The 11,461-nt window shown below is 42.3% G+C and carries 10 protein-coding genes; 1 reads left to right on the top strand and 9 read right to left on the bottom strand.

Translation table 11 applies throughout. The features are described from left to right. Positions 1–167 precede the first annotated feature (167 nt). Positions 168–2,843, top strand: coding sequence for a pyruvate, phosphate dikinase (ppdK, locus tag BLT15_RS11170; protein ID WP_200769759.1), 2,676 nt, complete (start codon positions 168–170; stop codon positions 2,841–2,843). 82 nt (positions 2,844–2,925) lie between these two features. Here ppdK and BLT15_RS11165 read toward each other — a convergent pair whose 3' ends face one another. The 9 genes from BLT15_RS11165 to BLT15_RS11125 form a co-directional block, all read right to left on the bottom strand. Beyond that, positions 2,926–3,792: a DMT family transporter gene (locus BLT15_RS11165; protein ID WP_089761760.1), complete on the bottom strand. Its 867-nt coding sequence runs from the start codon at positions 3,790–3,792 to the stop codon at positions 2,926–2,928. 68 nt (positions 3,793–3,860) lie between these two features. Then, positions 3,861–5,096, bottom strand: a complete 1,236-nt coding sequence (locus tag BLT15_RS11160) for a molybdopterin molybdotransferase MoeA (protein ID WP_143423076.1) — start codon at positions 5,094–5,096, stop codon at positions 3,861–3,863. 68 nt (positions 5,097–5,164) lie between these two features. Then, positions 5,165–6,907, bottom strand: a complete 1,743-nt coding sequence (locus tag BLT15_RS11155; RefSeq protein WP_089761756.1) for a ferrous iron transporter B — start codon at positions 6,905–6,907, stop codon at positions 5,165–5,167. Next, the gene (locus tag BLT15_RS11150) at positions 6,894–7,172 is read right to left on the bottom strand and encodes a FeoA family protein (protein WP_089761754.1); all 279 of its coding nucleotides are present in this window, start codon (positions 7,170–7,172) and stop codon (positions 6,894–6,896) included. Before BLT15_RS11150 ends, BLT15_RS11155 begins: the two co-directional genes overlap by 14 nt. A gap of 58 nt (positions 7,173–7,230) precedes the next feature. Beyond that, complete coding sequence (locus tag BLT15_RS11145) at positions 7,231–8,223, bottom strand: lysylphosphatidylglycerol synthase transmembrane domain-containing protein (RefSeq protein WP_159429923.1); 993 nt, start codon at positions 8,221–8,223, stop codon at positions 7,231–7,233. Then, entirely contained in the window at positions 8,220–8,792 is a 573-nt protein-coding gene (locus BLT15_RS11140) for a class I SAM-dependent methyltransferase (protein ID WP_089761749.1), read from the bottom strand. The genes BLT15_RS11145 and BLT15_RS11140 overlap by 4 nt, the downstream gene beginning before the upstream one ends. 206 nt (positions 8,793–8,998) lie before the next feature. Then, entirely contained in the window at positions 8,999–9,562 is a 564-nt protein-coding gene (locus tag BLT15_RS11135; protein ID WP_089761747.1) for an FmdE family protein, read from the bottom strand. Between the two features lie 28 nt (positions 9,563–9,590). After that, complete coding sequence (locus tag BLT15_RS11130; protein WP_159429922.1) at positions 9,591–10,370, bottom strand: ABC transporter ATP-binding protein; 780 nt, start codon at positions 10,368–10,370, stop codon at positions 9,591–9,593. Next, on the bottom strand, positions 10,361–11,458 hold the full coding sequence (locus tag BLT15_RS11125) for a FecCD family ABC transporter permease (RefSeq protein WP_234985606.1): 1,098 nt from the start codon (positions 11,456–11,458) through the stop codon (positions 10,361–10,363). The genes BLT15_RS11130 and BLT15_RS11125 overlap by 10 nt, the downstream gene beginning before the upstream one ends. Positions 11,459–11,461: the final 3 nt, after the last annotated feature.

Raw genomic sequence — 11,461 nt, 5'->3', positions numbered from 1 at the left:
GCCCTGAAAAAGGGGAAGAGAAACGCAATTTATCATCTTATGAAGGGGGCATCGAGATAATATTTTCATGGGGGGAGTCCTCTTTTTATTCCCCAACCCACATTTACTTGACATCGTCGAACTTCTCATAAAAATTGACAAAGCACTTTGAGTGAGTTATAATTAAAATGTATTTTATAATATTTTACAATTTTTCAGGAGGGTTAATCTTGAAAAACCTTGTTTATGATTTTGATGAAGGCTCCAGAGGTATGAAAGATCTTTTAGGCGGTAAAGGGGCCAACCTATCCGAAATGAAAAGAATTGGCCTGCCCGTGCCCCCTGGATTCGTCATAACCACAGAAGCCTGTCTGGAATATTTCGAAAAGGATAATCAGATTTTCGCCGAACTGGAAGAACAGATCATAGATCATCTACAAGATCTGGAAGAGAAAACCGGGAAAACACTGGGAGATCCCAAAGACCCCCTCCTGGTTTCTATCAGATCAGGAGCAGTTGTTTCCATGCCAGGCATGATGGACACAGTTTTAAATATCGGTTTGAATGATGAAACCGTAGAAGGTCTGGGGAAAAAAACTGACAATATGAGATTTGCCCTTGATAGTTATCGCCGTCTCCTGCAGATGTTCGGGGATGTCGTCCTGTCAATTTCTTCTCATAAATTTGATCGGGCTCTGGAAGACTTGAAGAATAATTATGATATTGAAAAAGATACCGAAATGAGCGAAGATATGTTAAAGGATTTGATCGAAGATTACAAGGACATAATTGCCAAAAACAGCTCTCAGGGATTTCCGCAGGATCCCAGAGAACAAATTATGGAAGGGATAAGGGCCGTATTCGATTCCTGGAACAATGAAAGAGCAATATCATATCGAAAAATAAATAACCTTCCGGATGATCTCGGCACGGCAGTTAACATACAGACCATGGTTTTCGGAAATACAGGAGAAAATTCAGCTACCGGCGTGGCTTTCACCCGAAATCCCTCCACGGGAGAAGATAAAGTATATGGAGAGTTCCTTGTAAATGCCCAGGGGGAGGATGTTGTGGCCGGCATCAGAACTCCTCATGATATAAAAGAACTTGATGATATTATGCCAGATGTGTATGAAGAATTTATGGAAATTGTTGATAAAATAGAACACCATTATAAAGACATGCAGGACATAGAGTTTACAATAGAAGAAGGAGAAATCTATCTTCTCCAGACCAGAACGGGAAAAAGAACAGCTAAGGCGTCAGTTAAGATAGCCACGGATCTGGTCTCGGAAGGCATAATTGATGAAGAAGAAGCACTTTTAAGAGTAGAACCTGAACAGCTAGAACAGCTCCTTCACCCTTCTTTTGACGAAAAAGATATTGATGAAGAAAAGATAATAACCACCGCCCTGGCCGCCTCACCAGGAGCTGCTACCGGGAAAATATATTTTGATCCTCAGGAAGCCAAAAAAGCAAAAGAAAAAGGCGAAAAAGTTATAATGGTCAGAGGTGAGACTTCTCCGGAAGACATTGAAGGTATGAATGCGGCTGATGGCATTCTCACTTCTCGAGGAGGTATGACATCTCATGCAGCCGTCGTCGCCCGGGGCATGGGAAAATGTTGTGTTGCCGGCGCGGGAGAATTGGTGGTCGAAGAGGAATCCAGAAGATTCTGGAAAGACGATGAAATTTACGAACAGGGCGAGATAATATCTCTAAATGGCAATACAGGAAAAGTATATGAAGGTGAGATAAGAACCAGTGCTGCTCAATTATCTGAAGAATTCAATCAAATATTGGAATGGGCGGATGAAGTGCGCAAACTGGGGATAATGGCTAATGCAGATACCCCCGAAGATTCCCAAACAGCTCTTGAGTTTGGAGCTGAAGGAATCGGTTTATGCCGTACCGAGCACATGTTTTTTGATGAAGAAAGAATATCTGTAGTAAGAGAGATGATTCTGGCCGGGAACAGAGTAGAGAGGAAAAAAGCTTTAGAAAAGCTTCTCCCCTATCAGAAAGAAGATTTCACCAATATATTTAAGAAAATGAAAGATCGTAAAGTCGTAATTCGTCTCCTTGATCCTCCCCTTCATGAGTTTCTTCCGGAAAAAGACGAGGAAATTGAAAAGGTGGCTGAAAATCTGGAAACAACCCCGGAAAAAGTTCGAGATACAATAGCTGAACTGGATGAGGTTAATCCCATGCTCGGCCACAGGGGCTGCCGACTGGGAATATCATATCCTGAAATTTATGAAATGCAGGTAAAAGCCATTATTTCTGCCGCTGCCGAAGTTAGCAGCGAAAACAGTTATGAAGTCAGACCGCAAATAATGATACCTCTGGTGGGCATCAGCGAGGAATTTTCAAAATTGAAAGAATTAACAGAGGAAACAGCTGAGGAAGTGTTGGATAATCAAAACTCCGAAGTAAATTTCGAAGTGGGGACCATGATCGAAGTACCGCGAGCTGCATTTAGAGCGGATAAGATAGCCAGCAATGCGGAGGATTTCTTCTCATTTGGCACCAATGATTTAACTCAAATGACATACGGTTTCTCCCGTGATGACGCAGGAAAGTTCTTAAGAGAATATCAGGAAAAAGAAATCATCAAGCGGGATCCCTTTACCACCATTGACAAAGAGGGAGTGGGCGAGATAGTGAAAATTGCAATAGAAAAAGGACGCCAGGCTGACTCCTCTCTTGAGATAGGTATATGCGGAGAACATGGAGGAAATCCTCCTTCGATAAAATTCTGTCACGAGGAGGAGATGAATTATGTTTCCTGTTCTCCATTTAGATTACCCATCGCCAGAATAGCCGCCGCCAGAGCCGAAGTTAAAGAGAACAAAAACATCTGATCAAAACATCAAATCATAACACCTGAGAAAAACTCCGGCTCAAAAACAAAAGGGCCGGAGTTTTTTTATTTCCTTTGACTGTTCAATTTTTTATCGTCAGCAGCGAAATTCCCAGAAGAATCAAGAACAGGCCAAAATAATTTAAAAGGGCCAGCCTCTCTCCCACGAGAAAGATTCCCAGAAGAGCAGCGGTAAGAGGTTCGGCCAGAGTTAAGGTCATAGCGCTGGCAACAGGAACAAGACGCAGTCCGAGATTAAATAACAAATAAGGAACGGCCATAGAAATAAATCCCAGATAAAGTCCTATCTTAAAACCAGCGCTCTCAAAAAGCCATTCTGTATTGCTCCAGACCAGCACCGGAAAAAGTATTAAACCGCTGATCAAGCCAGCAATCCCCAAAAGAGTTTCAGCAGATTTATCAGCCAAAACATCCTTGCTCACAACAGCATATAGAGCGTAAACCAATCCTCCCCCCAGCGAAAGCAGAATTCCCAGAGGTTCAACTATTGTTTCAGCATCTGGCAAAAGCAGAAATCCACAGCCTGTTATAGCAGCCACGGTGGCCAGATACCAGTAAATTCCGGGCTTTTCTTTATATATAATCCAGGAAAATATGCCGGCCATTACAGGAGAACTGCCCATAGTAACAACAGTAGCTACAGCAACACCTGTTTCTGCTACTGCCGAAAAGAAAAATATTTGATAGGCTGCCATTGCAGCAGCCGCAGCCAGCGTTTTACCATAAGGCCAATCTTTGCCCGGGGGCAGCTTACCCCTGATAATAGCAGAAACAAATAGGGCTGCTCCCCCCAGACCAACCCTAATAGCTCCTACCGTAGCAGGCGCTGCTCCTGAAGGAGCAAAAGTTTGAACTGTTCCGGAAGTCCCCCAAAAAAAAGAAGCGAGAAGTATAAAAGTATATCCCTTTAATTTTAACGCTGAATTCATAATATATCTATATTTTAACCCCCAATCTTGAATTATTTATCAGACAGGTGCACACTCACGTAAGATAACTAAATGCTGTACATCTCCGGCAGCTTCAACACTTCAACTTCCTGTCCTTCTGAGACAGGAGGAGATCCTTCTGGTATATCGATCAGACAGTTGCATTCAAGAGTCGACTTCAACACCCCTGGCCTTTGTTTGCCGCGGCTCAGCCTGACTATACCTCCGTCTTCAGAGTTTACAAACCATCCTCTCAGCATTCTCCTGGTGCTGCTGCTGCGGGGGAAATCGTCCACGAAAGTGGCTCTGGTTCTTTTAAGATCCAGATGATTTAAACCGTTTACCTGCACGACAATATTTCTCACAAGCAAATCAAAGGTGATCAATGCTGCTGCCGGATTACCGGAAAGCCCAAAAATTATAGTATCCTCGTATACTGCACATGCAATAGGGGTTCCGGGCTTAAGATCTAATTTCCAAAAAAGTATTTCTGCTCCCAGTTCCGAAAACACTTCCAGCATCAAATCTTTTTCTCCAACTGAAACTCCTCCAGTAGTTACAATAAAATCACTCTCAGGCACCAGTTCCTTTATATTTTTCTCGATCAATGTTTTTTTGTCAGAAACAACCCGGTTTGTAACTACGTCGGCTCCTATTTCATCCAATCTGGTGGTCATCATATAATTGTTGCTGTTGTAAATCTTTCCTCTTTCCAGATCATTACCCAGGGGCACCAATTCATTTCCGGTGGTAAGAACAGAAACAGCAGGTTTAGGCATTACTTCAACTTCCTGCAGGCCCATACTGGCCAGAACAGCAATTTGCGATGATTTGAGCAGAGTCTCTTTTTCCACCAGAAGATCGCCTTTATTTATATCCTCTCCTGCGGGAGCGTAATTTTGACCGGGTTTGAGCGAGTCAAAAATTTTGACTGTATTTTCATCCCAGGCTGTGTTCTCCTGACGAATAACACAATTTGCACCGGGAGGAATGGGAGCTCCAGTCATTATCCTGGCAGCCTGACCATCACCGATTTTCGTTTCGCCTGCATCTCCGGCGTAAATCCAGTCTATAATTTCCAGTTCTACAGGGCTATCCTCAGAAGCTCCTCTGGAGCATTCAGCCTTCAGGGCAAAACCATCGAGGGGAGACCTATCGAAAGGAGGTTGATCCATAGGAGCCTTTATTTTCTTCGCGCTAACCCTGCCTGCGGCTTCCATAATAGGTACCTCGAGCGGAGCAAATTTTTTTATATGGGATGCCAATAATGATTTAGCCTCATTTAGTTCAATTCTTTTTTTCAAAGTTTTCACCACCCATTTAATTACTTCCTCGTATATCGCAATTTTCCCTTCCCGAAAGTTACAGGATTTTAAATCAAAAATCCTGCCAGAACCGCAAGTCTGGCTGCAATGCCTCCGGCCAGAAATGAAAAGCCTATGGTAAAAAAGAATATTTTAACCGTTAATGATAGATTGAACTCCCGCGCCATCATAGCCAGCACTGCTATGCAGGGCACATAAAAAAGAGCCACCAGCGCTCCCACGAAAAGCTGGGCGGAACTTAAATTCATCTCTAAAAGCGGCAAAACTGCGAGTTCACGACGCACAACTCCCAGCATCAACGGTATAGAAGCCTCAGAAGGCAGAAGAAGCCAATTTTCCACAACTGGCTCCAGAATTCTTCCCAAATATTCCAGCACACCTATTTCATAAAATACTGCCGCTCCTCCTATGGCGTATATCATCATTAAAGCACCGTTGGTCAAATAAGATTTAACCCTGATAAATATTTTGCGAAAAAGAATTTCAGTTCCTGAAAACTGCAGCGGTGGAATCTCCACGACGGTTGACTCTCTGTTTCCAGAAAGCAATCTCTGAAGAACCAGACCTACCGTTATTATCGCTGTCAGAGAAATTAAAAATACTGATGCAGTCAGTAAAATTGAGTGCTCGGCCAGAAGAGAAATCATCGCCCCAGTCTGTGAAATGCAGGGTACAGACAAACATATCAAAGTAGAAACAGCTATTCTTTCTTTGCGGGTGGGGAGGGCTCTGGTAGCAGCTATTCCCGGAATGGCACATCCATAACCCAGTAAAATCGGGATAATACTTCCTCCAGAAATGCCAATTTTACTGAAAAGACCATCCAGCAGCACTCCCAGCCTGGGCAGATAACCCACATCTTCAAGTATGCTCAAACCGCTATAAAAAGAAATCACGTAGGGTAAAACCAGTGCGAAAGGCCATTCAAGTCCCTTGATCAAAAATCCATACTCTCCGATAAGAATGTTTCGAAATATTCCCGATGGAACCATACTTTCAACCGAAGATATAATTAGAGGAAATATAAGACTTTCAAAAAATGGCAGTAAGACATACTGTCTAAAACCCATCCCCAATCCCACTACCACAGCAAAAACCAGTCCTAAAATAATAATTGCCAGGGGGATTCCCGGCCAGGGACTGCACAATCTATCCCCCCAAATTTTTCTGGAGGAATTGTTTTCACCAATGTCAGCTTTGTTACTCTGAATGATCTCCGAATTAAGCTGTTCTGCCGCTTCCCAGCTGGCAGGAACATCTTTTGTCGGCCGATAATCTTCTTTATTATTGACCGCCCGTTTTATGTTCAGCTTGAGCTTTTTTATGCCCTTATCTTCAACAGCTACAGTTTCCAAAAGATCCAGTCCCAGCCAGGAATAAAACTTGTCTTTTTCGATCTTTAGCCCCTTCTCCTCTAGAAGATCGATTCGATTGGCCACAACCAGAGTAGGCAGGTTCTGTTTCAGCACCTGCAGCAGAAGATATATACTGCTTTCAAGATTATTACCGTCCAGTACAGCAACTACCAGGTCAGGATTTCCCGACAGCATTTCCACAGCAACTTTTTCAGCTTCATTGGTTGCATTTAATGTATATGTGCCCGGAACATCGATAATATGATATACGTCTTCTCCTCCCTGCAAAAAGCCTTCCTTATAATCTATTGTTGTGCCGGAATAATTTGAAATAACCGCCTCCAGGCCTGTCAATTTATTAAAAAGAGCACTTTTCCCCACATTAGGAGGGCCGATCAGAAGGATTTTATTGACCTCTTTATCAGCCGGTGGCATGTATATTTTTCCTGTTATCTATATAAATTTTATTGGCAATATCTCTATCAACAGCAACCTGTCTTCCTTCAATTTCAATAACAATCGGCCCATTAAATGGCTGTTTTGATTTAACTTCAATTTTTTTATTTTTTCTTATGCCCAGAGGAGCAAGCAGTTTGTGATTGGGAGCCTCCACAACATATGCCTGATGATTTTCCGGCATTTCTTCCAGAGTACAAAAATTTTCAGCTGATTTTTTATTTACGCTGACTTGATTGCTCATTGAAAAACCTCCAAATTGTTTGAATAATTAATAATGACATTGATAAAAACTGGCGATTCTACTGCTCGGAGCTTCCCAGGGAATTGACATCCAGTGATAAGCTCATAGCAGAAAGAACCGAAGCCAGCAGTGGCAGCCAGAAGGTGAAAATCCTCAACAGAACAGCTGCCGTGACCCCGCCCTCCCAGGACATGCCAGCTTCACGAAGAACCAGAGCCATAACTGCTTCAAAACTCCCCAGACCGCCCGGAGTAAGCGGAACCATACTGACCATATAGGCCAAAAATGTCGCCGCAGCTGCTTCAATTAAACTCACTTCTCCTCCAAGTTCTCCAGCAATAACATAAACTTTTATCGGATACAATCCCCAGAATAATAAGGCAATTAAAGTTAAAGCAAAAAGGGTCTTAACTGTGAAAATATCAATCAGAGAAGATAGAGTGTTTTCATACAAATTTTTGATTCTATCGGCAAGTGAATCTTTCAGTTTGCCGTGCAAGAACAAAATAATTATAAATGCAGGGACTATAATTAGTGTTAATTCACTTCTCAACGAGGGAAATAAGGTGTTACTCCCTGCCAAAAATTCCAGGTCGAGATTATAGGGCCAGAGTAAAATAAAAGGCAGCAAAAAAATAGTTAATCCCAGCATGGAAGCAGTCTTTTGCAGGCTAACACCTGCGAGCATGCTGCCGGCATCTTTACCAGTAAGGCGTGAAAACAATAGTATTCGAGCTGATTCTCCCCCCAGTTTAGCAGCAGGAGTAATACTCTCAATAAATTTTGCAGCCAGATTAATCCGAAAAATGGCATTGAAGGTTATATTCACATCTATTTTTGTTTTAAAAATATAATGCCACTGGTAGGCCACGAGAATCAGAGTTATAACCTGCAGAAGAAAAAGCAAAATGATAATTACAAGGTTGAGTTCGGAGGCCCCTTTGAGCAGATCATCCCCAGCAGAAGCAAAAAGGAAAGCAAAAATAATTAAAGCAAGCAATATCTTTATCGGGTTTTTACCCCGGAAAATACGCTTAAATATATTGTTCAAAATGACAATCCTCCCGATTCGATCAATATTGATCTATCAAAAGTCGGAAAATAATGACCGACACTATCGGAGGGATTTACTTTAGAACTCAAAGACTCGTATTGTGAACCGAAAATTTTCCTCGGTTCTCTGGTGATAAATTTCCAGCCGCCAGGGTTATCATCCAGAATTTTAATCATTTCAAGCTTATTTTCGGTCTGTAGAGCAGCTACTATTATATCGTAATTTAGCTCAACTGCTGCCCTGCAGCCGCACATGACTGCAAATTCAATCTCGGACTCCAGAGAAGGAAAGTTATTTTCTGAAAATAATTTTTGGGCTGAATTTATTGCTTCCAAATCCACGTCGACAGCTACAACCCTGGCCTGGCTGAGCCTGGCCAGATAATAAGCCGTAAAAGGAAGACCACCACAGCCAATATTGAGAACAACATCATCTTCCCCTATATTACCCAGTTTCACTTCCCTCAAGACAGCATTTCTGTAGGGAAGCGAATAAATCTTAAAAAGCCTTTTGTTACCTCTACATGCTCTTTCAAATTTACCGGTAATTTTTTTGATCACAGCCACATAAAAATCCTCCGTATGAAAAATAATCTCCACCTCTAATGCACAACAAATGAAAACCATTTTCATCGTAGTTGAAAAAAATATAATTATACCTGAAAAGATACTTTTATCATCTCTATATCCTTTATCAGATTATCACAGGATAAAGGATAATGTCAAGGAAATTAACAGCTGTTATTTGCTGGTTATTCATCTGTGAAAATATTTCAGAACCTGTTATCGGATAAATTTTCTTTCTGCAGTCTGCTGTAGCCGTCGAAACAATCCAGACAAACCGGTTTCCCCTCCTGAAAACGGATGGCATATTCGGCAGCACCCTCACCGCAATTTTCGCATTTCACTGTAGAAAAAATTTCTGCTCTTTCGGGCATCCTGTAATGAGGTGATTTGCATTTAAAAAGTTCCTTCTCGCTTCTTTTCAAAATACTCTCAACAGTAACCTCTTCTCTTTCTAAAAGATTATCCTCCTCGAAAACCAGCCTTATACCCATCTCTTCATCCCGAACGAAAAAAGAAAATGCCTGTTTAGCTGTCGGTCTGAATATCAAATTTCCTTTTCCAGAGGTGCAGCTCAATAAATACTGGATAGCATCCACACCGCAGCCGTCGTTTTCAGTTACACAAACAATCTCTTCGTCTTCAGCCTCCGTTACACTCAACTCTTCTCTGGCAAGTCCTGCAGCTTTAAAGCCAATAGCCAGCCCGGGACAGCTGTGACCGTGGAATTCCACGCACCCTTGCCAGTTTTCATTCTCGTTATATTTTTTCATTAATTTATCACTCCTGTTTTTTGATAAATTATACTGCTTTAGTACAGGCACTTTTTACGGGGTGAATTATTGGTCCGCTTTTGCTAATCTCAACTTCCGCTTCCACTCCATATACCTCTGCTATGCTCCTGCTATTAATCACTTCTTGACCACCTTTAGCATATATTTCTCCCTCATTCATAATAACAAATTCCTGACAAAACCTTCCTGCCAGCTTTAGGTCATGCATTGCCACCAGGGCCGGAATCCCTCTTTTGAGCTTATTAGAGATAATTTCCATAACTTCCAGCTGATGTTTCAAATCAAGACTGCTGGTAGGCTCATCGAGCAGCATCAGCTCAGGATCCTGAACTAAAGCCCGCGCTATTAACACTTTCTGCTGCTGACCGCCGCTGAGACAGTTAAAATTTCGGAAAGCTATCTCTTCCAGTTTCATATCCCTGATCACTTCAGCTGTTCTCTTTTTATCCTCGTCCGAAGGTCTAAAACCTGCATGAGGTTTTCTCCCCATCATAACCATATCAAAAACCGGCGCAGGAAAATTAAGCATTTCTTTTTGAGGCACATAGGCTATTAAACGGGATAATTTAGCTGCGGTTAGGCTGGTCAGTTCAGTACTTCCCAGTCTAACTTCACCGCTGTCAGGTGATAATATTCCATTTATACACTTCAAAAGCGTGCTTTTACCGGAACCATTGGGGCCGAGTACTGCGTTTAGATGAGGCTCTCCGCTCAAGGAAAAATTCAGATCTTTCAACACCGGATCTTCATCATAGGAAAATTCAAGATTTTTAACTTTTAATTCCACATGTATTCCCTCCCCCTAACTACCAGATAAAGAAACAGCGGAACTCCCAGAAAAGAAGTCAATATGCCCACCGGCAGCACTATCGGAGACAAAATTGTTCTGGCAGCGGTGTCAGCCCCCAGCAGAAGAATGCTTCCCACAAGAGCAGAAAAAGGAAGCAGAAATCTTTCATCCGGCCCGATTAGTTTACGGCCTATATGAGGAGACACCAGGCCTACAAATCCAATTATACCTACAAAAGAAATTATTAGGGCTGTAATAAGCGAGGTTATCAGCATTCCGATCAGCCTCAATCTTTTCACAGGAACTCCCAGGCTCCTGGCGGTTTCGTCACCGGAAGCCATCATCTTATAATTCCAGGAATTTAAATAAAAATAAACCAGACAGGGCAGCAGCAAAAGCAATATAAGACCATTGTTGCTCCAGGTGGCCCTTCCGACATCACCAAAAGTCCAGAAAACAATAGCCGCCAGCTCCACATCATCAGCAACATATTGAAGCGCGGTAGTTCCGGCCGTAAAAAGCGAGCCCAGAGCTATACCTGCCAGTATCATAGTTTCCGGAGAAGCGTTTTTTAGCCTCACCAGAAGGACGATAAAAAGAGTGGATACTAAAGCCCAGCCAAAGGCTGAAATGGCCGTTAGATGGATCTGATCCAGTAAAATCGCGCTATCTCCACCGCTCTGCAGGGTTCCAGTGCCCAGAATAATTATTGAAAAAGCTGCACCAAATCCAGCTGCCTGAGATATTCCCAGTGTAAAAGGAGAACCAAGCGGGTTTTTTAAAATGCTCTGCATAACAGCCCCGGCAACAGCCAGCCCTGCTCCGGATAAAATTCCTGCGGTAATGCGGGGTAATCTAATATTCCAGACCACTATCTTTTGAGAGGCGGATTCCATTCTGAAAAGAGATTTTAAAACCTCGCGAAAAGAAATATTCAAAGCTCCCACAGCGATTGAAAAAACAAAAAGCGATATTAAAATCATAAATGCAGCTATGATTAAAATTATTTTTTGTTTTCTGCTGCCCTCGTGTTTATTAAGCAGCTCTTCTTCCATTTCTTTATCTGATTCCGTTTGCTGCTTCACCGA

This window comes from Halarsenatibacter silvermanii (assembly GCF_900103135.1).
Lineage (GTDB): Bacteria > Bacillota > Halanaerobiia > Halanaerobiales > Halarsenatibacteraceae > Halarsenatibacter > Halarsenatibacter silvermanii.
The sequence above is the reverse complement of the archived record's forward strand: the minus strand, read 5'-3'. Positions and strand labels throughout refer to the sequence as shown.